The following is a 22,943-nucleotide window of genomic DNA, read 5'->3' as shown; positions in this document are numbered from 1 at the left end:
CAACAGCTCAAGCACCATCAGAAGCTCGGCGAAGCGCCGACGTTGGCCTCAGCGCCTTTTCGCCTGCGAGTACGACTGTATTTCTTCTTGCCCTCGACCTTCGGAGCGCGAGACGCGAAGGGTCAGAGTCCACAGTAAACACTTGTCATAGCGAGCAAATCTCGCCCCGCCTTCGCATCATGGAACAAAATGCCGGAACTTGGGTTAAGTTCATTCCGTTCCCTATGCGCAAATCCGCATCCCAGAAAAGTCTACTGACCACCGGCATTTGCTTGCCATAAGCTCTGAGTCAAGAAGGCATCACCCAGTGACCGAGTTGGATGACGGCTATCTTGAAGAGTGTGCCGCAGAGCCCATTAAGATCCCGGGAGCAATTCAGCCTCACGGCGCGCTTTTGGTGGTCGAACCTGAAACCCTGAAGATATTGCAACAGAGCGCGAACGCTCGCCGACTGCTTGGGTTCGATGTCCGCAATGACGCGTTGCTCTCTGCTTATGAGGAAGCGACCACGCTTTGCGAGGAAATCCGTGGGTGGTTGTCGGGAGGCGAAAACACGCTTTTCTACCTGGTTGCAGTCGGATCGCAGCAGCTTCAGCTCACCGCCCACCGCAGCCCCCAAGGACTCTTGTTGGAATTCGAACCACCGCCGCGGCCAGGCGAGTCGACGCTGGATGGTCTTTACCCGCGGTTGCGGGACTTTCTGGACCGCATATCCGGTGCCCACGATATTACTAGCATCGCTGAGGAGGTGGCCCGCGAGGTGCGGGCAATCACCCATTTTGATCGAGTTCTCCTTTACAGCTTCGACGGTAACGGCGACGGCACGGTTTTGGCCGAAGACACGAATAAAATTCTTCCTTCCTACCTCGGCCTTCGATTTCCCGCATCCGATATTCCCGCTCAAGCGCGGGAGCTCTATCGCCTGAACAGGATCCGGCTCATTCCTGACGCCAGCTACGATCCGGTCGAGATCGAACCCTCGATCAGTCCCCTCAACGGACTGCCGCTTGACCTGTCGCAGGTGGCGCTGCGCAGCGTTTCGCCCGTTCATCTCGAATACATGCGCAACATGGAGACGGCGTCGTCGATGTCGATGTCAATCATCGTCGACGGTGCGTTGTGGGGGCTCATCTCCGGGCATAGCCGCGCCTCTCGGATGGTCAACGCGCAGATCCGCACCGCATGCGACATCCTCGCTCAAGTCGTGTCGCTGCAGATTGGCTCGCGCCTGAAGGCAAGCAGTGCCGCGGAACGCCTTGAGCTGAAGAGCGTGGAGACGTCGCTGCTCAGCAAGCTTTCGGTCGCGACTTCGTTTCAGCGCGGGCTGGTAAACAATCCGCACGAATGGCTGCGGCTTGTGGATGCGGAAGGCGCTGCAGTTGTCGTGCAGGGCGGCATACTGACGACCGGTCAGACGCCGAGCGAGCGCCAGATACGTGATCTGGCGACGTGGCTCTTCGAGGCCGGGCACGACGTATTGGAAACGAATTCGCTGGCTTCGATATGGTCGGGCGGCGAGTTCTTGAGCGAAAAAGCCAGTGGTGTGCTGGCGGTCTCCATCTCGCAGATCCGGGGCGATTACATCATCTGGTTCAGGCCCGAAGTCGTCAAGACGGTTGCTTGGGGAGGCGATCCCAACAAGCCTATGGAGAGCGGGGCCGGCCGGCTTCATCCGCGCAAGTCTTTCGACCTTTGGAAACAGCTTGTCCGTCAGCAGTCGAAGCCGTGGACTTCGGCAGAAGTGGAGAGCGCGCTCGGCTTCCGCGCGTCGATTCAGACTCTTGTGCTGAAGGCTGCGGAGGAGCGTGCTGAACTCACGGACCGGCTGGAAGCCGCCAACAAGGAGCTGGAGTCGTTTTCCTATTCGATTTCGCACGATCTGCGTGCCCCTTTCCGGCACATCGTCGGTTTCGCAGAACTTCTGTCGGACAAGGAGAAGGGGCTCGATCAAAAGTCGCGTCACTACATCGAAACAATTAGGGGCGCCGCCATCTCGGCAGGAAGGCTCGTCGACGACCTTTTGCATTTTTCCCAACTCGGGCGCTCTCAGCTTCTCAAGTCGAACGTCGATGTCGCCAAGATTGTCAACGAATTGAGGCATTCGTTGCGGACGGAGACCGAGGGGCGAAACATCGAATGGCAGGTAGGGGCGCTTCCAATAGGCTATGGCGACCCCGCCATGCTTCGTCAGGTGCTTCAGAACCTGCTTCACAACGCCATCAAGTATACGGCGCCGCGGGACCCGGCCATCATCACCATCTCAGGCCACGAAGACGCGAACAGCACGACTTATATCGTCGCTGACAACGGCGTCGGCTTCGAGATGAAGTACGTCGACAAGCTTTTTGGCGTCTTTCAGCGCCTTCATAGGGCCGAGGAATTCGAGGGGACTGGCATCGGATTGGCCTTGGCCAAGCGCATCCTCGACCGCCACGGCGGCTCAATTAGCGCCGAAGGCAAGGTAGGGGCCGGCGCCTCCCTCACTTTCACCTTGCCGCGCCCCAAAGATTTGAAGAAGAGGAGCTCTTAATTGCCGGACCTCAGACCGATTCTGCTTGTTGAAGACAACCCGCGAGACCTCGAGCTGACGCTGGCGGCGCTTGCGAAGTGCCAGTTGGCTAACGAGATCGTCATTGCTCGCGACGGAGCCGAAGCGCTCGATTACCTGGCCGCGAGAGGCAGCTTCGAAGGCAGGCCGCCCGGCGATCCGGCCGTTGTGCTGCTCGATCTAAAGCTTCCCAAAATCGACGGGCTGCAGGTTCTCGAAAAGGTCAAGAATGACCGCCACCAGCGCCAGATCCCCGTCGTGATGCTGACCTCCTCGAGAGAGGAGCGCGATCTGGTGAAGAGCTACGAACTGGGCGTCAACGCCTTTGTCGTGAAGCCCGTGGACTTCAACGCCTTCTTCGAAGCCATCCAGGATCTCGGAATGTTTTGGGCCGTGCTGAACGAGCCGCCTCCCCGCCCCTTCACCAACGAGGCCCAATGATGAAGCAAGAGCCTATCCGCATTCTGCTGCTTGAAGACAGTGAGATCGATGCCGAACTGCTGGCGGCGCATCTATCGAAGGCCCAATTGGGCTTCACACTCGACCGCGTCTACAACAGACGGGATTTCGTCGCGGCTTTGGAAGGCGGCGGCCATGACATCGTGCTGGCGGACTATTCATTGCCCGATTTCGACGGCCTCTCGGCACTGAACATCTCCACGGTTCTGCAGCCCGATCTTCCCTTCATCTTCGTATCGGGAGTCGTTGGCGAGGAATTTGCCACAAACGCGCTCAAGCGGGGCGCCACTGATTACGTGGTGAAGCGGAATCTCACACGGCTGTCGACAGCGGTAGAGCGTGCGCTCGAACAAGCCCGCCAGCGCGCATCGGCCAAGAAGATCCAAGATGCTTTGGCCCGCAGCGAAGTCAGCGCGCGTCTGGCGATGGAAGCGGCCAAGCTCGGCCTGTGGGACTATGATCCGGCGACGAGAGAGCTCAAGTGGGACGCCAGCGCGAAGGCGATGCTCGGCTGGCCGGTCCAGAAATCGCCGGGTTATCGAGACTATCTTGCCGCCTGTCATCCGGACGACCGCGACCGACTTCATCAGGCTGTCCGCCAGGCGACGAAGTGGTCTCGCGAACACGATGGCACGTTCGGTGCGGAATATCGTATCTTCTCGGACGCCGGCAGCGAGCGTTGGGTAGCCGCCCGCGGTCAGGCATTGTTCGAAGAGAAGGAATTCAAACGCTTTGTCGGGGTCGTGCGCGACATCACCGAGGAACGCAGAGCGAAGAAGGATCTGGAAGACCTCACGACCGACCTGGAACGTCGCGTCGCGGAACGAACCGCGGAGCGAGACAGCCTTTGGCGGCTCAGTCCAGACCTGTTCGCCGTGATCGGACGGGAGGGACGATTGCGGCGCCTCAACCCGGCTTGGAGCACAATGCTCGGGTACGCCGAAGGCACCCTTACGGAGAGCATGTTCGATCTGTTGCTGCCCCCCGAAGAGCGCACCGAGGTGAAGCGACAGCTTGCCGATACGATCCGCGATCGCACCGTCGGTCGCTTCGAAAGCCGTATCCGCCATGCGAACGGCGAATGGCGGTGGGTCACCTGGAATGCGGCGCCGGATGAGGAAGCCATCTATCTCGTTGGACGCGACTGCACCGCCGAAAGAGCGGCAGCGACCGCGCTGGCTGAACGCAACGCCGAACTCGCCCGGCAGATCGAAGAGCGGGAGCGCGTCGAACAGACCCTCCGGCAGATGCAGCGGCTCGAGGCCGTCGGACAGCTCACCGCCGGGGTCGCTCACGATTTCAACAACCTTCTTACGGTCATCCTGGGCAACATTGCTTTCGTGGAGAAGCGGTTCGACAAGCCGGAGCGCGAGCAGGACGTCCGATCGCGCCTCCAATACATGCGGACCGCGGCTGAGCGAGGAGCCACACTTACCGCCCAGTTGCTGGCGTTCTCGCGGCGCCAGAAGCTCGAGCCAAAGCCCGTCGACCTGAATGAAACCGTGACCGGGATGAGCGAGCTTCTGCAGAGCACGATGAAAGGCTCAATCCGGATCGAAACCGTGTTGAAGAGCGACCTAGCCCCAGCACTCGTTGACCCGACCCAGATCGAATTGATCATTCTCAATCTGGCCATCAACGCGCGGGACGCAATGGAGATCGGCGGCGCGCTGACCGTCGAAACCAGTCAGGCGGTCGTCAAAGAACCGCCGGCCAGGCCGGCCGACCCGCCTCCGGGTGATTACGTGGTCCTGACGGTGAGCGACACCGGTACCGGCATTCCTCCACATGTTCTCGACCATGTGTTCGAGCCGTTTTTCACCACAAAGGAGGTCGGAAAAGGTTCAGGCCTTGGATTGCCGCAAGTATTCGGGTTCGCCAAGCAGTCCGGCGGTGGCGTGAAGATCAGGACGGCTACAGGGGAAGGTACCAGCGTTAGCGTCTATCTTCCTCGCGCCGCCAATGCCTCCCAGGCCCCTGGGCAGACGCCGAAAAGCGAGACCGCGTCAGGCCGGGCCTCCGCCAAGACAATCCTTCTGGTCGACGACGACAGCGCCGTTCGCGAGGTGGTCGGCATTATGCTCGAAGAGCTGGGGTACTCCGTTGTCAGCGTGGGTAGCGGCGCCGCCGCCTTGGATATCCTTGCCGGGCCGGAGCATTTTGACGCTCTGATAGTGGACTACGCCATGCCGGCGATGAGCGGCGTGGAGGTTGCCAAGAAGGCACATGGACTCCGACCGCATCTTCCGACTCTTTTTGCGACCGGCTATGCCGACCTCAAGGCTCTTGAAGAGATCCATCACGCGAGGCTGATAAGGAAGCCGTTTCAGGAGGAAGAGTTGGCGCGCCGGCTCCACGAAGCATTTGCCGAGTTCGACGATCCCAAAATCGTTCGTCTGCGGGGCGCCGGCTAGGTCATGGTCGGCAAAACCTTTCTATCTTGCCTGAGATGCACCTTTGGAGATCGACATGCCGCTGCGGCTGCTGGTGGTGGAAGACGAAAGCTTAATTGCCATGATGATAGAAGACATGGCCGAAGAACTGGGCCACGAAGTCGTTGCCAAGGCGACTAATGTCCCACAAGCAACGAGCTTGATCGACGCTGGCGGATTCGATGTAGCCCTCTTGGACGTCAACCTCGCCGGCGAATTCAGCTATGGTCTGGCCGAGATGCTGCAGACCAGGGACGTCCCATTCTTGTTCACGACAGGCTACGGAGCAGGGATCGAGGAAGAATGGCGAAATTGCAAAATCCTGCAAAAGCCGTTTGCAGAGGATCAGCTCAACGCTGAACTTGTCGCGTTCGAGAAAGGGTGAAGCGGTCGCCTTGTCGTGGTATTTGACACGCGCGCCCGGTATGTTTTCGCAGAAATCGTAGTCTGGCGCGGAAAATCTCGGCGTCAGTGGGACTCTCTTCCCCCTTCGCCGCGATTGTGTGAAAATCCGCGGAAAACAAGGATTCATGACCACCCCTGTGTACCACCCGTTCCGCGATTCAGGGTGTCATTCTCAGTCGATTTCGAGGCGCTTCAGGACGCCAATCGATCGTCGCTTGTCGTCCTGGAGAGGGTGAAGTCCAGGCTTTCCCCTTCACGTCGCGAGCGACCCGCAGGGCCCGTCCGACAACAGCCTTGCTTCTGCATCGCACGGCCCGGCGTTCTAAGTCTCTCCTAAGTTAGAGAGCGCAAAGGCGACGAGGAGGCCGACGACAACGAGCAAGCCGGCCAGCTTCTGTTCGCCTTCGACCGCTTCGGGCACCATGGTGTTCACCACCATCGTCAGGAGAGCGCCCGCAGCGACGGCACTCACGGCAGCAACGACCTGAGGGGAAGCTCCGCCAAGGAAAGCCGCTCCCGCGGAAGCAGCAAGCCCGGAGAGGACGGCGATCGTTGCCCAAAGGCCAAAGATGTAGAGCCGGGAGCGACCCGCGGTTCGCATGCCGAGCGCACTGGACAGTCCTTCCGGGAAATTGGACAGGAAGATAGCTGCCAGCATAGCGAGGCTGATGCCTTTCCCGCTCAACAGCCCGAGCCCCAGAACCACGCTTTCCGGAACCCCGTCGAGGAGCGACCCGATTGCGATCGCCAACCCTCCGCCTTGGCCGGCGTTCGCCTGCTGGTCCCCGGACCGTTTACGTGAATGCGCGCCTGCTCGAGAGACCGCCCAATCGGCAAGGGCATACATTGCGGAGCCCGCAACGGCACCGGCGACGATCGGCCAGATCCCGCCTTCCTGATACCCGTCCTCCAACAGGTCGTAGGCCACGGCCGAGATCAGCACGCCGCAACCGAACGACATGATCCCCGCGGTAACGTACCGAGGCATTCTGAGGACGAATGCGACGGCTGCTCCCAGGAGCAGCGATGAGGCACCAAGCAGCCCCCAAAGGCCGGCGGTCAACCAGATCGGCATCGGAGCACCAGCTATGTTTCGCGACCTGGGGGCGGCGAGACCTGGCTTGCGCTCTTCTCCCGCGTCTTACTTGCCTTCTTCACCGCCGAGCGGCGCTTCAGAACCGATGTCAGAGCGCTCGCCATCTTGCGCGCGATCTTACCTGCAGCCATTGCCCGTGCGCCATTTACCAAAGTTCGATCCTCCAATTGCTGCGTAAGCGATGCGACCAGCGGTTCTCGTTGGGATCATGACCCTGAGGCTTTGCCTAGCCTCCGCTTGCGAAGCCGGGGAATAGGGTCATGCCGCCGTCGATGAACAGGGTGGCGCCGGTGACGTAGTCGGCGGCGTCGGAGACGAGCCAGGCGACCGCCTGCGCGATGTCGTCCGGCTCTCCGATGCGCTTGTAGGGCACCAGCGTCATCAGGCTTTCGTACGCTTCCCTCGTCTCCCAGGCGCGCTGATTGATGGGCGTCCGGATGGCGCCGGGTGCGATGCCGTTGACGCGGATGCCGATGGGGGCGACTTCCTGCGCGATGCTTCGCATCATCTGCATCACGCCGCCTTTCGATGCCGCGTAGTTCGCGTGGCCCGCCCACGGAATCTCCTGATGGACCGAACTCATGCAGACGAGCTTGCCGGCCGCGGCCGAGATGTCACCGACGATGCCCCGTCTTTTGAATTCGCGGACTGCCTCCCGGGCACATAGGAACTGGCCGGTGAGATTGACGCCGATCACCTTATTCCACTGATCGATCGTCATCTCATGGAGGGGCGCGTCGCGCTGCAGTCCGGCGTTGTTCACCACGATGTGCAACGTGCCGAAATGATCGATGGCACGGGCGAACATCGACCGGACGTCATCCTCGTTGCTGACGTCCGCCTTGATTGCGATCGCTTTTCTGCCCCGGGCCTCGATTTCATGAACGACTTCTTCGGCTGAGACGGGATCCACGACATAGTTGACGACGACGTCGGCGCCGGCCGCGGCCAGCCCCAGCGCGACCGCGCGGCCGATACCTGAGTTGGCGCCGGTCACCAGCGCAGGCTGCCCTTCCAGGGTCACGGGAAAGCGGGCCTGCGGTCGCAAGCGCTCGCCCGGGCTTGCCGGAGCGGCCGGGTCGGTTGAATTCACTGTCATGGCGGACCTCCTAGTCGGAGCGCGCGGCTTCATCTCCCTCGCTGGGGAGGGCTCTCTTGCTACCGCGGTGCTCCGAGGGTTTTTCGCGGTGGGTGAGGTTGTGGGCGGTATTGACGAGGGCTATGTGAGAAAAGGCCTGCGGAAAGTTTCCGACCAAGCGCCGCCGCGAAATGTCGTATTCTTCCGATAGCAGGCCGACGTCGTTGCGAAGCGCGAGAAGCCGCTCGAACAATTCCTTGGCCTCGGCGTCGCGGCCGATCAGATGGTAGGCGTCCGCCAGCCAGAAGCTGCAGGCCAGGAACATGCCTTCCCCCGGCGGCAGACCATCCTTCGTCGCACCCGTATCGTAACGCCGGACGAAACCGTCCTGGAGCAATTCCCGTTCGATCGCCTGGATCGTCGAGATCACGCGAGGATCCTCGGGTGGCAGAAAGCCCACGGCCGGGATCAGCAGCAAGCTCGCGTCGAGTTGCGGCTCGCCGTAGACCTGGACGAAGGTTTTGCGCTCAAGGTCGTAGCCGCGCCGGCACACCTCGTCGTGGATCGCGGCTCGTTGCGCTTCCCACTCCTCGACGCGGCCCTTCATGCCGAACTCGGCAGCCGACTTGATGGCCCGATCGTAGGCGACCCACGCCATGATCTTGGAATACGTGAAGTGTTTCGCGCCGCCCCGGACCTCCCATATGCCCTCGTCCGGCTGGCTCCAGATGCTCTTGAGATGGTCGAGCAGCGCGCATTGTACTGCCCAGGCGCGCTTGTTCTCGCGGAGACCGCCGCGGCGCGCCTGATATAGGGCGTCCATCAGCTCGCCGTAGACGTCGAGCTGAAGCTGGGTGTGCGCCGCGTTTCCGATCCGGACGGGCTTGGAGTTCTCATATCCGGAGAGCCACGGGACTTCCCACTCGGTCAGCCTGCGTTCGCCGGTGACCGCGTACATGATCTGGAGCTGCCGCGGACTTCCCGCGACGGCGCGGACGAGCCAGTCGCGCCAAGCGCGCGCTTCGTCGAAGAAGCCCGCGCCCACGAGGGCCAGTAGCGTCAAGGTGGCGTCACGTACCCAGCAGAAGCGGTAGTCCCAATTTCTCGAGCCTCCGATCTGCTCCGGCAGCGACGTCGTAGCGGCGGCGACGATGCCGCCGCTCGGCCCGAACGTCAGCGCTTTGAGAGTTATCAGGGATCGCTGGACCGCCTCCGAATATGGCCCTGCCGTCTTGCAGCGGCTGGACCAATTGCGCCAGAAATCCTCTGCCTGTTTCAGAAGAGACGCAGGGTCCTCGGGAGCGGCGGGATCCTGGTAGGATATCTGATGGGAAAGCACGAAAGCCACGGTCTCGCCGCGCGCGACCGAGAACGAGCCCACAGTTTTCATGGCTTCGCCGCGCATCGGCACCGCGGTCCTGAGCAGTAGCATCGACGCGCCCGCGACCATGCTGACCGCTCCGTCCTCAAGGCGGCTGACCCAAGGTACGCTGGTCCCGTAGTCGAAGCGCGCGACAAGTTCGCTGCGCATCTCGACCTCGCCCTCCAGTCCTTCGACGATTCTGACGACCTTCGAGAGATCCGTCTTAGGCGGCATGAGATCGATGAGGCGGACCCGGCCGCAGTCGGTCGTAAAGGTCGTCTCGAGGATCAAGGTGCCCGGTCGGTAGCGTCGTTCGCTGCTCGAGCGAGCCTCGGGGCAAATCTTCCAGTATCCGTTGTGCTCATCGCCGAGTAGCTTCGCGAAGCAGCTGTCCGAATCGAAGCGGGGGACGCAGAGCCAGTCGATTGACCCGTCGCGCCCGACCAGACCCGCAGTCTCACAATCGCCGATCAAGGCGTAGTCTTCGATCCGAGCCATGCTGGGCATCCAACCGGAACGTTTGCCCTCCAGTTCCGCAGATCCCATTGCGGACGTTCATACTTTCGACTGAGGTCTAGTGGTCGATGCGCCTTACGGGGAACCCGCGAACCTCTTCGCCCGTTCTCTCAAAATCGGAGGATCTCATGCGTGATAGGCGGAAGAAAACGGAAGGCGGCACCGCCCGCTTCTTCGGCGAGTTTGCTACCCGCACCTCGCAGGCTGCGGGGCGCGCGTCGACCTTCGTGCTCGCGGCCCTGGTGGTCATCATCTGGGCAGTCACCGGTCCGTTGTTCGGCTATTCGGACACGTGGCAGTTGGTCATCAACACCGGCACCACCATCGTCACCTTCCTGATGGTCTTCCTCATTCAGAATTCCCAGAACCGCGACAGCGCAGCCATGCAGGTCAAGCTTGACGAATTGATCCGCGTCGGGACGGCGCGAAACTCCCTTGTCGGTATCGAGCATCTCACGGACGAAGAGATCGAAGACCTGCGGGAGAAATGCGAATCGCGCGCCAAAGCGGAAAAAACGGCGAACGAGCGTGTGAAGACGACCGGACGACGGGCCCGCCGCGCCGCCGAGCAGGCGGCAAGTTAATCGCTGCGGCACCTATACCGCGAAGGGTGTCAGGGCCGCCCGCAACAGGGTACAGGTCGGTCGTCACGATAGAAGGAAGGTGCTCTCCAGACGTAAGTGGGTCCTTGGCCGATCACCTGCGCGAAGCGACGAGAGCTACGCTCCGAAGGGAGTTAGGTACTCGCCGGGCATTCGCGTAGCGAGCCGACGCTGAGTTGAACCGCTGCCTACCGATTTCTCGAATGGTCAGATCGGAGAGTGCGGCAGCATCGGTCACACCGCGCTGATGAAGTTCGAGCATCTTCCTTGCGACGACAGCGCACAAGGGCCCTCGCGATCGACGAGTTCGAGTTTTCGGAGAGCGGCCTTGAAGGCCAACTCGAGAGCGTTCCGCTATTCTGGCGCAATGGTGATGTCCGCGAGCAAGCGCGCAATAGGCATGGTTGTGCTCCACTTGGTGCGGGCGGGAGCGCAATCGGTCTCTCAGCCACCGACGCCTACGGGCAGAGCCTCGGCCAATGATGCTGGAAGTATGTACCTCTGGGACTATACGCGGGCCGTGGAACCCACGGGCCATGGTGATCGTTGCTTGGCCGCGGCAGCAGTAGCGAGGAGTACACGTGAACCGACGCCAGCTTGTTCAAGGGTCGGCGTTACTGCCGGCGATGCTACTCGCCTCGCGCAGCGGCTTCGCCGCTGCGTCGGACGAGACCTTTGGCCCGTCGACGGTGAGGGATCTTGCCCGTGCGATCGCAAGCAAGCCGTTCGAGGCGCCCGACGAGAAGCTGCCGGCCGGGTTGAAAGACCTGGACTACGACCAGTACCGTTCGATCCGCTTTTTGCCTGAGCGGGCCCTTTGGCGTGGCAAGAATCTTCCGTTCGAAGCGCAGTTCTTCCATCGTGGCTTCTTTTACAAGAACAGGGTGAATATCTTCGAGGTCGCGGATGGAAAGGTCGCCGAGATCAAGTACCGCAAGGCGGACTTTTCTTTCGGAGAGAAGGTCCCGGCGTTCGAGGAGACGGATCTCGGGTTCGCAGGCTTCCGCATCCATGCGCCCATAAACCGTCCCGACTATTACGACGAGGTCTGCGTATTCCTGGGCGCGAGTTATTTCCGCGCTGTGGCCAAGGGGCAGACGTACGGGCTCTCCGCCCGCGGACTCTCGATCGATACCGGCGAAGCCAAGGGCGAGGAGTTTCCGCTCTTCAAGGCCTTCTGGCTCGAGCGGCCGGCGTCGGGTGCAACCTCGATGGTCATCCAAGCTCTCCTCGACAGCAAAAGCTGCGCGGCAAGCTACCGCTTCACCGTCCGGCCGGGCGAAACCACGGTGTTCGACGTTGAAATGTCGGTCTATCCGCGCGTCGAAATGCAGCGCGCCGGTCTCGCGCCCATGACCAGCATGTTCTTCTACGGCCCGAACGACCGCAACGACATCGACGACTTCCGTCCGTCGGTCCACGATTCCGACGGCCTGGCGATCTTCAACGGCAAGGGCGAAAGCCTTTGGCGCCCGCTCAGCAATCCGCGCGATCTGCAGATCAGCACCTTTCAGGATCTCAATCCCCGCGGCTTCGGCTTGATGCAACGGGAGCGAAACTTCTTCGCCTACCAGGACATCGAGTCCAGCTTCGAAAAACGCCCAAGTCTCTGGATGGAGCCCATCGGCGATTGGGGCGAGGGCGGGGTCACGCTATTCGAGATCCCGACCAAGGAGGAGGTTCACGACAACATTGCCGCGTTCTGGCGGCCGAAGAACCCCCTGCAGGCCAAGGGCGAACACAACTACACCTATCGGCTGCACTGGGGCCCGGATAGCCCGAAGCCGCATTCGCTGGCGCGCTTCACGCGAAGCGGAATAGGGGCGCGGGGCGAGGATGCCCGCCTCTTCGTCCTCGATCTGGTCGGTGAGAACCTGAAGGGCATCGATCCCGCGGGCGTGAAAGGCGTGGTGACGGCGGAGAAGTCCGAAGTGAAGAACATCGTCACGCAGCCCAATCCCTACACCGGTGGCTGGCGGCTCAGCTTCCAGTGCCAGGTGAAAGGCGAGCCGATCGAGCTGCGCGCGTTTCTGACCGAGGGTGACAAGCCCTTGTCGGAAGTCTGGGTCTACCGATGGGCCCCCTGACCACGGCGACGCGACCGGTCGCCGGCGATATCGCGACGGAGCGCCTGCTGCCTCGCGAGACGCCGCTTCCGATGGCTCCTGGCAACCTCGGGAAGGCCCGGGTCCCCGACCGCGTTCCTGCGGCGGTGGGCTCCGCGATGGCTTGGCGCCGCGGCCTCATTCTGCTCGCGACGGCGGCGCTCACGGGCGCGGGCGGCTACGAGATGTATCGCGTGCTGGAGGTCGGCGGCGTCACCGTACTGGAAGCCATGGTGCTGGTGCTGTTCCTCGTTTTGCTCGCGTGGGTGGCTTTCTCGTTTGCCTCCGCACTCGCCGGGTTCTTCGTGCTGCTGACCCATCCGACCGCGGTAGTTGCGGAGCTGCCTGCGATCGTGAGCCGCACCGCCATGCTGCTTCCCACCTACAACGAGGACCCGCACCGATTGACGGCGCGGCTTCGCGCGATGATCGAATCCTTGGAGGCGACCTCGCACGGGGAGCTGTTCGACTGGTACGTTCTGAGCGACAGCACCGACCCGGACATCTGGGTCGCCGAGGAGAAAGCGTTGCTCGCGCTACGGCAGGCGGTGGGGACGCCGCGACTGTACTATCGCCACCGCGCCGACAACACGGCGCGGAAAGCCGGCAACATCTCCGAGTGGATCACGCGGTTCGGCGCCGTCTACGACTTCATGATCGTGCTCGACGCCGACAGTCTCATGAGCGGACAGACCATCGTCCGGTTGGTCCATGCCATCGAGGCCAATCCGACCGCGGGGCTCGTCCAAACGCTCCCGATGGTGGTCAACGCGCGAAGTTTTTTTAGCCGCGTCCAGCAATTCGCGGGCCGGCTGTACGGGCCGATGATCGCCGCCGGCGTGGCCTGGTGGCACGGCTCGGAAGGCAACTATTGGGGCCACAACGCGATCATCCGCGTGAAGGCGTTCGCGGAAGCGGCGGCGCTGCCGCAGCTTCGGGGACCCAAGCCGTTCGGCGGGCACATCCTCAGCCACGATTTCGTCGAGGCCGCGCTGATGCGGCGGGCGGGGTGGGGTATCTACATGCTGCCGACGCTCGGCGGAAGCTTTGAGGAGGTGCCGCCTTCGCTGCTCGATTTCGCCGCGCGCGACCGGCGCTGGTGTCAGGGCAATCTTCAGCATCTCGCCGTGGTGCCCGCTCGCGGTCTCCATTGGGTATCGCGCCTGCATTTCATGGTGGGGATCGGGGCCTATCTAACGGCGCCGCTGTGGCTGCTATTCCTGCTGCTGGGGATGCTGATCTCGCTCCAGGCCCGCTTCGTGCGCCCGGAGTATTTTCCCAAGGGCTTCTCCCTCTTTCCGACCTGGCCGGCCCAGGATCCCGTGCTCGCTATTTGGGTGTTCGTCGCCACGATGGGACTGTTGTTGTTGCCGAAGCTGCTCAGTCTGGTCGTCGTTTGGACGCGGAGCCCGGTGAGGCGCCAATTCGGCGGCGCGTTGCGGACCTCGGCCGGAGTTCTCGCGGAGATCGTCATCTCTGCATTGATGGCGCCCGTAATGATGATCTTTCAGTCGATCGCGGTCGTCGAGATTCTGGCCGGCCGCGATGCCGGATGGCAGACGCAAAGACGAGACGACGGCACTGTGGAGCGCCGCGAGCTCTATCGGAAGTACGGCATCCCGACCTTGTGCGGCGTTGCGATGGCCGCAAGCGCCTACGCCGTTTCGTTGCCACTTTTGCTCTGGATGTCGCCGGTGATCGTCGGGCTGCTGTTCGCTGTTCCTATCGGGGCGCTGACGGCCAGGCCGTCGTCCGGCAAACTGTTCGCCACCCCTGAAGACCGGGAGCCGCCTTCAATCCTGCGCCGGGCCAACGAATTGAGTGCGGCGGCGGAGGTCGGCATCAAACCCGCTCTCACGGAGCTTCGCGAAGCCCCCGAGCTGCTGGCCTTTCATGTCGCCCAGTTGCCGCCACCGCGCGCTGCCAGGCCCGATACCGTAGACGCCAACCTGGCGGTCGGACGTGCCAAGGTGGATGCCAGCGAGACGTTCGAGGAAGCCGCCGCGCATCTGTCTTCGCGCGAGGTCTTCTCGATATTGAATGACGCCTCGGCGCTCTCGACCGTGCTGCAGAAGGGATGACCTTACCGAGTGCCTGGCGGACCACGCTCTCGGGGCTCGAGCCAATCCTTGATCCGAGCCGACTTCCCGCGCTCTCGCCTCCGACGTTCGGGAAAATATGGCAATTCTCCTGCCTCTTTCCGGAACCTTGCCATCATCTGCGGGTTCTCGCATGCCGCATCTGGCGGCGAGGAGAACAACATGAACAATCTTCTAGTGACGACGGCCCTGGCCGCGCTGATCTCGACGGGCGCGATGGCGCAGTCGACGGTCGTCACCACCACCGGCACCGGTCACTCGGCCGCCGTGCAGATCGAGCCGGAATACCGCACCAAGATCCGCACCTACGTCACCGAGCACAAGGTTCGTCCGGTGCAGCAGAAGATCGTGGTCGGCCAGCCCGTCCCGCGCGAGGTCGAGCTCGAGGCGGTGCCCGCCGATTGGGGTCCTTCGCTCAGGAAGTACCGCTATGTCTACTCGGGCGAGCGCGTGATGCTGGTCGATCCGTCGACCCGGACGGTCGTCCAGGAGATCGACTGAGCATTCTAGCGGGTCGCTGATCGCAGCGGCCCGCCTCCCATCCGCCGATACCTTGATTTCCCATTTCCGAGCGGCCATCCATGCCGATCATTCGTTATTTCGTCTTCGTCGGCGGGTTCCTGCTGGCGTTGCTCTTCGCTGCGGATCGGTACCTGCCCGCTCCGGTAGAAGCCGCCGCCGTGGCCGACCCCGACAGGACCATCATCCGGATAAAATCGGCGAGGAGCCTTCCGGAGAAAATCGTCTTCGACACCAGCCAGCGCGCCGAGGTACCGATGATCGCGCAGGCCGATCCGATCCCGGAAGAGCTGCCGCGGGAAGTGCGAGAAGCCATGGCCGCCATGCCTGCCGCACCATCCGGCGAGGCCCGGAAGGAAGAGCCGGCCCACGTTGCGGCGGTCCTCACGCATCCGAAGCGGTCGGCAATGCTGCGGAAGCGGACACCCGACCGCCGTCTCGCCTTCGAGCGCGCCGATGCGACTGCCGGCGGATCGTGGTGAGCGGAAAGCCTGGGAGAGGGTCAAAGAAGGGGACCGAAGGAGCAGCTTTGCAGCCGGGTGGGCTGCTCGCACGTGGGGGCCGTTCATGCTTGGGGCGGGGCGGTTAACTTTGTTGAATTCGTCGCAAAGCTATTCCGCGGTAAGCTAACTCTTCCTGCGTTGGGGGTTTCCATGTTCGATCCGGCCACGACCGCGCTCTTGCGCGCCGTATCCGACGAGGTCTGCGAAGACGTCTCGCGCCACGAAACCGCGGCGCGCACCCATGTTGCTTCGAGGATTCTGGAAGCGGCGACGAACGGCGACAGCTCGCCGGAGAAGCTGAAGCAGGTCGGACGCGCGGCCCTCCACGACGCTCCGACCATGTGGCGATAGGTCGAGGAAGGCTGGGGTGAACTTCCAGGTCACCGTGCTCAAGATCCTGGTGAGCTATCCCGACGGGTTCGCCGTCATGGTCGATCTCAAGCGCGACATGGCGATCCTGGCGACGAGCGGGCGCGACTGGGCCGAGCGGACCAAGCGCCTTGCCGCTCGCGTGCCGGAGCTCGACATCTTCTCGCAAGGATTGGTCGAGCGTCTGAATGGCGGATGGCGGATCACGGAGAAGGGCCGTGCCGTGCTGGGGTTCATGGAAGCCAAGCCTGCCGAGACAACGACGGAGAGCGCTGCGCCCGCCGTGGAGCCGCCGGCTTCAAGTCCAGCGGCGTCCACACCTCTTGCCGCCAGGCGCTCCGGCCGAAGCCAGCGCCTGCAGCGCCGTCGTGCGGCACGCGAGCGGGCCCGCGCAAAAGCTTGCTGAACGCCCGCTTGTGCGTTGAGGCACGCGCTCGGGAAAAACTGGAAACTTTGCCGACTGTGTCGAGTTGCCAGCGATCGGATCGGTCGCCGGGAGCGCAGAAATGGTTGACGATGTCGTCTTGAAGAACGCCTCGGAGACCCCCTGGAACGTGTACCGCGCTCGGCGCCCCGACGTCGGCGCTCGCGACAGCCGACGCTGTTTGCTGGAGCGCCATCTGCACAGGAGATGGGAAGAGCGCCAGGGTGATACCGGAGAGCTCGCCAGCTTCGGGATCGCCTACCTGCACCGGCTTCCCAGAGACGAATGTTGACGTGCATGAAAATGCTATTGGCACGCGCAGCCATCGGAAGCACAAGGCCCGGTTGGACGCTGCTCGCGATTTCGTTTCTGATCTCCGCGATCATCGTGATCGGCTTGCGCATCGTGTTCGGAGCCTAGCTCGATGCGGATCGCCCAGCTTGCCCCGTTGGCCGAGAGCGTCCCTCCGAAGCTGTACGGAGGCACCGAGCGGGTGATCGCCTGGCTGGTAGACGAGCTCGTCGATCGCGGGCACGACGTGACGCTGTTTGCGAGCGGCGACTCGAGCACGAAAGCCAAGCTCCATGCCGTGTGGCCGCGCGCGCTACGCCTGGGGCGGAAAGGCGTCGATCCGAACGCCGCCTGCGCGCTCTTGATCGAGGCCATCGGCGAGCGCGCGCGCGATTTCGACGTGATTCATTCTCATGTGGATTGGTTGCCTCTGCCGGTCCTGGGCCGCACTGGAGTTCCGTTTCTGACGACCATGCACGGGCGGCTCGACCTTCCGGGGCTGCCCGATGTGATCGGCACTTTCCCGAAGGCTCCTTTTGTCTCGATCTCGGACAACCAGCGGCGTCCGCTCCCGGACGCGAATTGGATCGCGACGATTCCGCACGGGCTGCCCAAGGATCTGTTTCGTCCCTCCTACGAAGCCGGATCGTACCTGGCCTTCCTCGGGCGGCTGACGGCGGAGAAGGGGCCTGAAGCAGCGATACGCATCGCGCGGGCGGTTCAGATGCCGCTCCGGATCGCCGCCAAGATACCCCGGGCCGAAACGGCCTACTTCAAGAAGAAGCTCGAACCCGAGATCGATGGAGAGACGGTCCAACTCATCGGCGAGGTGGACGAACTGCGGAAGCAGCCGTTCCTCGCCGGCGCCTCCGCCTTGCTGTTTCCGATCGATTGGCCCGAGCCCTTCGGCCTGGTGATGATCGAGGCGATGGCATGCGGGACGCCGGTGATCGCCTATCGCTCCGGATCGGTGCCGGAGGTCGTGGAGGACGGCGTCACCGGATTCATCGTGGACGGCGAGCAGGAGGCGATCGAAGCAGTCGAGAAGGTCATCCGCTTGGACCGACGAAGGGTCCGCGCCCGCTTCGAGGAGCGCTTCGTCGCGAGCCGAATGGCGAAGGAATACGAAGAACGATATCGCGAGCTGGTCGCTGGCAGGTAGCGCCTCCGAAGGAATCGTTCGGCCGAAACAAAGCGGCCCGCCCGGCGTACCGGACGAGCCGCTCGTTAAATCGGCCTGCGATCAGTGCTCGGTGCAAACCTTGGTGGTCTTTACGGCGGACTCGGCCTCCGTCTTGGTCTTGTAGACGCCGTTGCCCACCACTGTCGTGGTGGTGGTCGTCGGCTTGGTGTCGACGACGGTGCATTTCTTGGTCGTCGCATCGCGGACGATGTAGAACTCGGCGGCACTGGCGGCCTGGGTGCCGAGAGCGAAAGCGGCGAGCGCGCCGCACACGACCAGCTTCTTCATGGAGTTCTCCTCAAGCAGTTGTAAAGTGGCTATTGCTAACGAGGCGGACGCGGCAGAAATTCCACTTTTCCCGGTCTGGAAGCCATGATGGAACCGCTTTCAGGTGGTCTGCTTGCCCCCCTTGATGACCTGAAATCGCGGTCCGGCCAGCCTGTTTGGCGGCACGACAACCGGCTCGAAATCCGTGTCCTGTCCTTGCGCGCCCTTGCAATTTGGGCAGACGAAGAGGTGCGCGATCATCGTCGTGGGATTGTCCCGGACGAGTTCGGACCGAAACCATTTCATTGTTACACGGCAATTTGGACAGCTAGGATTGCCGACGTCCCCCAAGGAATGCCTTAGTCGTTTCATCGGCCGCCCCGCGGGCGCAACTTCCGCTCCGGTTCATAGGCCGGCACCCGCGGCTCCGCTTCGGAACGGCCCTTGGGCCATTCCGAATCGATGCGAAGAAGCGGATCAGGCCTTGGCCTTGACCGGGAGCCGAAAGGGCGCCCCCAACCGGTTGAACGCGTTCATGGCCGCAATCGTGATCGTGAGGTCCACGAGATCCTTTGGGGCGAAAGCCGCGCTTGCGGCCGCATAGGCCTCGTCGGAGGCGTGCGTCTCGCTGACGAGCGTAACTTCCTCCGCCCACGCGAGGGCAGCCCGGTACTTGTCGGGAAACAGGTGGGGCACCTCGGCCCAGACTGGAACGAGGGCGACTTTTTCAAATGACATCGTGGCCAAGAGGTCCCGGGTGTGCAGGTCAATGCAGTGCGCGCAGCCGTTGATCTGCGAAACCCGCAGGAAGACGAGGTGGATCAGTTCGTGGGGCAGGTCGGTACCCGTGGTGATGTAGTGGTGGATGCTGAAGAGCGCCTTTGCACCGTGGGGTGCCACTTCGTTCCAGACCAGCCGCTTGTTCTCGCTCATGACGTGCCTCGTTGTTCGGAACGCCGGAGATTCGACGCTCGGAGCGATGACGGGCCAAGCGGTCAGGGTGTGACATGACACTCGGCGGTTCCATTCAAAGCGGCCGATGTCACATCCACGCAGGTCCGATCGTCTTATTCTCGGGTTCGGGATGCGCGAGCGACGGTGACAGCGGATATGATCTGCGAGGAAATTGGGCGGATGGAGGCGATGGACGATCAGCGGACCACCGAGTTCGAAGCGGAGCGCAGGCGCCTGACACGCTTGGCCTATCGGATGATGGGCTCGCTCACCGAGGCGGAGGACGTCGTTCAGGACGCATGGCTACGGTGGGTCGGGGTGGAGGGTGGCGTCGATTCGCCTCCCGGCTATCTGACCCGCATTGTCACACGCCTGTGCCTCGACCGACGCCGCTCCGCGCGGGCGCGCCGGGAAACCTACGTCGGACCCTGGCTGCCAGATCCTCTCGTCGGTTCCGTGGAGCCGAACGAGACGGTCGCCGACGACGTCACGGTCACGTTGATGCTGGCCCTTGAGCGCCTGTCGCCTCTTGAGCGGGCCGCTTTCCTTCTCCACGACGTCTTTGACGTGCCGCTGACCGAAGTGGCCATCACGCTCGGCCGCCAGCCGGCAGCTGTTCGTCAGCTCGCGGCGCGCGCCCGCAAGCACGTGCAGACCGCACGTCCCCGCTTTGATGTCGAACCCGCGGATGCGGATCGGATCACCCGTGCTTTCTTCGCCGCAGCACGCGACGGGGACGTGGCGGCGCTTTCGGCGCTGCTGGCAAGGAATGTCGAGATCCATACCGATGGCGGCGGCAAAGTCCTTGCTTTCCGCAATGTCATTCGGGGGGTCGAGCGGGCCCTGCGCCTATTTGCTAGGCAGCGACGCAAATACGTCGTACCGCCGAAGCTGCTTCGTGTCGTCACCATCGACGGCCTGCCAGGCTACGTTAGCCTCGATGGACGCGGCGTTCTGCAGACGACTGCGCTCGACATCCGCGAGGACGGTATCACCGCGATCTACATCGTCAAAAACCCGGACAAGCTGTCGCACTTAGCGACAGAAATGGAATTTCCAGCTCGCATCTCGCCGATACCGCCAGCTTCATGAACTGCCCGAGTGACTGCGGCAACGTGGAGAGTCGTTCGATGGGCTGCATATGAGGCTCGCCCACGGTCGACGTCCGCTCCGGGTCATTCGCGTCGATCTGACCGCGTTCTCCGCACGTCCGGTGTCGCCTCAATTGCTGCCATGCTGAGCTCGACTTTCCTCCTTCGCCTGAGGACAAAAGCCCTCACTACAACCTTCTTACATCGCGCCATCGGTTTTGCATTTTAGCGGCATTGCATGCGACCGCTTCCCCTCCGGATATTCCGCTTGCAGAAGGATGAATTCTGACAGGCGTTCTTCCCTAACCACATCATTCCCTCCTATTGACACCTGCCGCAAATGGGCAAATCCTTTCCAAAGCGAATTTTCAGCACGATAAATTTCGGCGCTAAGGCCTTTCTTTGGCGCCTTCTGAATCCATTTGCTTCTAACCGAAAGCGGAGGGGCCCATGCGCGCGCTCGCTTTAAAAAGCGTCTCTCTTCTCCTCGCCACTCTTGCTTCGATCTGCGCCACGGCCTGCGCCCGCGCACAGGATGCGACCGACGAGCAGTTTGGCAAGGTGCACTTCCAGACCACTTGCAACGAGGTCGCGCAACGCCGCTTTGATCGCGGCATGCGCTACCAGCACTCGTTCTGGTACCGGCCTGCGAAGGAGATTTTCAAGGAGACGTTGCAAGCCGATCCGGAATGCGCGATCGCCTTTTGGGGCATTGCACTGAGCCTGCTCTACAATCCTCATTTTCCCGCACCGAAGGAAAATCTCGCCGAGGGCCTCGCCGCGCTGCAAAAAGCCAAGGCACTCGGCGCCAAGAGCGACCGCGAACGAGACTATGTCGACGCACTGCTGGCCTTCTACTCGGGGGACGAGAAGACGACGTTTGGCCAGCGGGCACAGGCCTATCTCAAGGCAACCGAGGCCGTCGCGGAGCGCTATCCCAATGATGACGAGGCGCAGATCGCCTACGCCATCACCCTGAATGTCACGGCCTCACCAAACGATAAGACGTATGCTAACCAGCTCAAGGGCGCGGCCATCCTGGAGCCGATCTTCAAGCGGCAGCCGCGGCACCCCGGCGTCGCGCATTACCTGATCCACCTCTATGACTATCCGGCGATAGCGGAGCAAGGCCTCGACGCTGCCAAGCGCTATTCCGAGATCGCGCCGGCGGCGCCGCACGCCTTGCACATGCCGTCACACATCTTCACGCGCGTCGGCTACTGGAACGAATCCATCGATGCCAATAGCCGTTCCGCCAAGGCTGCCAAGGAGGGCAAGGACCCTAGCGAGCAGCTCCACGCCGACGACTACATGGTCTACGCCCTGCTCCAGCTTGCACAGGACAGCCGAGCCCGCGACGTCATCGCGGACATGCTTGCGACCACGGGCTATGCGCCGGCCGTTCGCGCCGGCCCCTACGCGATAGCGGCGAGCCAAGCGCGCTACATGGTCGAGCGAGGTGATTGGCCGAGGGCTGCCGCACTGAAGGTCGAGCCGAGCCGGTTTGCCTATGTCGATGCGATCACCTACTTCGCCCGCGCCCTCGGCGCCGCGCGCTCCGGCAATGCCGACGCAGCGACGGCGGACATCGCCAAGCTGGCGGAGTTGCGGGACAAGCTGCAGCAGGACAAGGACGCCTATTGGGCCGAAATCGTCGAGATCCAGCGGCAGGTCGCCACAGCCTGGCAGCTCAACGCCTGGGGGAAACCGGCGGACGCGTTGGAAGCGATGCGCCTTGCGGCCGATGCCGAAGACAAGACCGAGAAATCCATCGTCACGCCTGGACCGCTTGCTCCGGCACGCGAGCTTTATGGGACCATGCTGCTCGAACGCGGCATGGCGACGGAGGCATTGGTCGCGTTCGAAAGCACGATGCGCAAGGAGCCCAACCGGTTCGGCGCGATGATCGGCGCGGCTCACGCCGCCGAGAAAGCAGGGGATGCCGTGAAGGCACGCCAGTACTATGCGAAGGTGGTCGACATGGCACGGGATGGCGACTCCTCGCGGGAAGATCTGGCGGCCGCACGAAAGTTCATGGCTCAGAATTAGAGAGAGTTCGGCGGCAGGTGCTATGCGTCTGACCAGCAAATTCACCGCGATCGGCGCAGCCGCGGCACTGTTCTGTGCGGTCGCTGCGGTCTGGATGCTGCGATCCGGCGACCTGACACGTGCAACAGCGGCAACCGGGCAGATCCGCCCGGTGTGGACGGAAACCGAGTGGCCCTTCGGGGTAGATCCTTGGGGGAAAGGCAAGGCGTTTCGCTGCAATGCCAACGATTGCGGCGGTGAGGTCCAGCTTTACGTTCGCGCCAAGCTCGGCTTTTGCAATTGCACCACCGGCGTCGCCGACGATACTGACCTCGAGCAAATGGGCGACTTGGCGCTGATTGGTAAGACAACGCCGATCGGTGCCGGTCGGGAGATTGTCGTTGGGCCCATGCAAGGCCGCAGCCGCGCGTATCGGGTCGAGGGAAATGGTAACGCAGCGCTTTCGTTCGCTTTCAATCAGCGCTGCGACATGGTGGCTGCAACGGCCTTGGTTGGACGGGGCGTACCCGGCTCACTGGAGCCAGCGGTGCTGGCATTCCTCAACAGCGATCGCATGTTGAAGTGGGCCGAGATCGCGTTAGGTTTATAAC

Annotated in this window: 22 protein-coding genes; 17 read left to right on the top strand and 5 right to left on the bottom strand. The window is 62.6% G+C overall.

Going from position 1 to position 22,943, the window contains the following annotated elements; genetic code table 11:
- The first annotated feature begins 307 nt into the window (after positions 1–307).
- The 4 genes from GDN70_RS31530 to GDN70_RS31515 are packed head-to-tail and all read left to right on the top strand — an operon-like array spanning position 308 to position 5,824.
- Positions 308–2,530, top strand: a complete 2,223-nt coding sequence (locus GDN70_RS31530) for an ATP-binding protein (protein ID WP_049801894.1) — start codon at positions 308–310, stop codon at positions 2,528–2,530.
- On the top strand, positions 2,531–2,989 hold the full coding sequence (locus tag GDN70_RS31525) for a response regulator (protein WP_028141937.1): 459 nt from the start codon (positions 2,531–2,533) through the stop codon (positions 2,987–2,989).
- Entirely contained in the window at positions 2,986–5,421 is a 2,436-nt protein-coding gene (locus GDN70_RS35635; protein WP_152103474.1) for a response regulator, read from the top strand. The genes GDN70_RS31525 and GDN70_RS35635 overlap by 4 nt, the downstream gene beginning before the upstream one ends.
- A 55-nt stretch (positions 5,422–5,476) precedes the next feature.
- A complete protein-coding gene (locus GDN70_RS31515) occupies positions 5,477–5,824 on the top strand; it encodes a response regulator (protein ID WP_028141938.1) in 348 nt (115 codons plus the stop codon).
- Between the two features lie 342 nt (positions 5,825–6,166).
- Here GDN70_RS31515 and GDN70_RS31510 read toward each other — a convergent pair whose 3' ends face one another.
- From GDN70_RS31510 to GDN70_RS31500, 3 genes are all read right to left on the bottom strand, one after another.
- Complete coding sequence (locus GDN70_RS31510; RefSeq protein ID WP_028141939.1) at positions 6,167–6,919, bottom strand: ZIP family metal transporter; 753 nt, start codon at positions 6,917–6,919, stop codon at positions 6,167–6,169.
- A 247-nt stretch (positions 6,920–7,166) separates the two neighbouring features.
- Positions 7,167–8,072, bottom strand: coding sequence for a glucose 1-dehydrogenase (locus GDN70_RS31505; RefSeq protein ID WP_244429559.1), 906 nt, complete (start codon positions 8,070–8,072; stop codon positions 7,167–7,169).
- A complete protein-coding gene (locus tag GDN70_RS31500; protein ID WP_049801897.1) occupies positions 8,050–9,888 on the bottom strand; it encodes a glycoside hydrolase family 15 protein in 1,839 nt (612 codons plus the stop codon). The genes GDN70_RS31505 and GDN70_RS31500 overlap by 23 nt, the downstream gene beginning before the upstream one ends.
- A gap of 137 nt (positions 9,889–10,025) precedes the next feature.
- Here GDN70_RS31500 and GDN70_RS31495 point away from each other — a divergent pair, with 137 nt between their 5' ends.
- The 10 genes from GDN70_RS31495 (at position 10,026) to GDN70_RS31455 (ending at position 17,971) form a co-directional block, all read left to right on the top strand.
- A complete protein-coding gene (locus GDN70_RS31495; protein ID WP_028141941.1) occupies positions 10,026–10,481 on the top strand; it encodes a low affinity iron permease family protein in 456 nt (151 codons plus the stop codon).
- 644 nt (positions 10,482–11,125) lie between these two features.
- Positions 11,126–12,586: a glucan biosynthesis protein G gene (locus GDN70_RS31490; RefSeq protein WP_080670152.1), complete on the top strand. Its 1,461-nt coding sequence runs from the start codon at positions 11,126–11,128 to the stop codon at positions 12,584–12,586.
- Positions 12,574–14,685: a glucans biosynthesis glucosyltransferase MdoH gene (gene mdoH, locus GDN70_RS31485; protein ID WP_028141943.1), complete on the top strand. Its 2,112-nt coding sequence runs from the start codon at positions 12,574–12,576 to the stop codon at positions 14,683–14,685. The genes GDN70_RS31490 and mdoH overlap by 13 nt, the downstream gene beginning before the upstream one ends.
- 180 nt (positions 14,686–14,865) lie before the next feature.
- Complete coding sequence (locus tag GDN70_RS31480; RefSeq protein WP_028141944.1) at positions 14,866–15,204, top strand: DUF1236 domain-containing protein; 339 nt, start codon at positions 14,866–14,868, stop codon at positions 15,202–15,204.
- Positions 15,205–15,284: 80 nt separating this feature from the next.
- Complete coding sequence (locus tag GDN70_RS31475; protein WP_049801898.1) at positions 15,285–15,704, top strand: hypothetical protein; 420 nt, start codon at positions 15,285–15,287, stop codon at positions 15,702–15,704.
- A gap of 171 nt (positions 15,705–15,875) precedes the next feature.
- On the top strand, positions 15,876–16,076 hold the full coding sequence (locus GDN70_RS31470) for a hypothetical protein (RefSeq protein WP_028141945.1): 201 nt from the start codon (positions 15,876–15,878) through the stop codon (positions 16,074–16,076).
- A gap of 16 nt (positions 16,077–16,092) precedes the next feature.
- Positions 16,093–16,500 carry a hypothetical protein gene (locus GDN70_RS31465; RefSeq protein ID WP_028141946.1) on the top strand — a complete coding sequence of 136 codons (408 nt, stop codon included), beginning with the start codon at positions 16,093–16,095 and terminating at the stop codon, positions 16,498–16,500.
- 100 nt (positions 16,501–16,600) lie between these two features.
- Complete coding sequence (locus GDN70_RS31460; protein ID WP_028141947.1) at positions 16,601–16,810, top strand: hypothetical protein; 210 nt, start codon at positions 16,601–16,603, stop codon at positions 16,808–16,810.
- A 5-nt stretch (positions 16,811–16,815) separates the two neighbouring features.
- The gene (locus tag GDN70_RS35730; RefSeq protein WP_256379450.1) at positions 16,816–16,938 is read left to right on the top strand and encodes a hypothetical protein; all 123 of its coding nucleotides are present in this window, start codon (positions 16,816–16,818) and stop codon (positions 16,936–16,938) included.
- Positions 16,939–16,942: 4 nt separating this feature from the next.
- Entirely contained in the window at positions 16,943–17,971 is a 1,029-nt protein-coding gene (locus tag GDN70_RS31455; protein ID WP_028141948.1) for a glycosyltransferase family 4 protein, read from the top strand.
- Between the two features lie 81 nt (positions 17,972–18,052).
- Here the strand turns inward: GDN70_RS31455 and GDN70_RS31450 are convergent, their stop codons facing one another.
- A complete protein-coding gene (locus GDN70_RS31450) occupies positions 18,053–18,280 on the bottom strand; it encodes a hypothetical protein (RefSeq protein WP_028141949.1) in 228 nt (75 codons plus the stop codon).
- Positions 18,281–18,736: 456 nt separating this feature from the next.
- On the bottom strand, positions 18,737–19,192 hold the full coding sequence (locus GDN70_RS31440) for a carboxymuconolactone decarboxylase family protein (RefSeq protein WP_028141951.1): 456 nt from the start codon (positions 19,190–19,192) through the stop codon (positions 18,737–18,739).
- A gap of 177 nt (positions 19,193–19,369) precedes the next feature.
- On the opposite strand from GDN70_RS31440, the gene sigJ reads away from it, so the two are divergent.
- From sigJ to GDN70_RS31425, 3 genes are all read left to right on the top strand, one after another.
- Positions 19,370–20,305 (top strand): RNA polymerase sigma factor SigJ, encoded by a 936-nt coding sequence (sigJ, locus tag GDN70_RS31435; RefSeq protein ID WP_049801899.1) that lies wholly within the window; start codon positions 19,370–19,372, stop codon positions 20,303–20,305.
- Between the two features lie 449 nt (positions 20,306–20,754).
- The gene (locus GDN70_RS31430) at positions 20,755–22,353 is read left to right on the top strand and encodes a hypothetical protein (RefSeq protein ID WP_028141952.1); all 1,599 of its coding nucleotides are present in this window, start codon (positions 20,755–20,757) and stop codon (positions 22,351–22,353) included.
- Between the two features lie 22 nt (positions 22,354–22,375).
- Positions 22,376–22,942 (top strand): hypothetical protein, encoded by a 567-nt coding sequence (locus GDN70_RS31425; protein ID WP_028141953.1) that lies wholly within the window; start codon positions 22,376–22,378, stop codon positions 22,940–22,942.
- Position 22,943: the final 1 nt, after the last annotated feature.

Origin of the sequence: Bradyrhizobium sp. TM102, from assembly GCF_009176685.1 — a bacterium.
Taxonomy (GTDB): Bacteria; Pseudomonadota; Alphaproteobacteria; order Rhizobiales; family Xanthobacteraceae; genus Bradyrhizobium; species Bradyrhizobium ottawaense.
The sequence above is the reverse complement of the archived record's forward strand: the minus strand, read 5'-3'. Positions and strand labels throughout refer to the sequence as shown.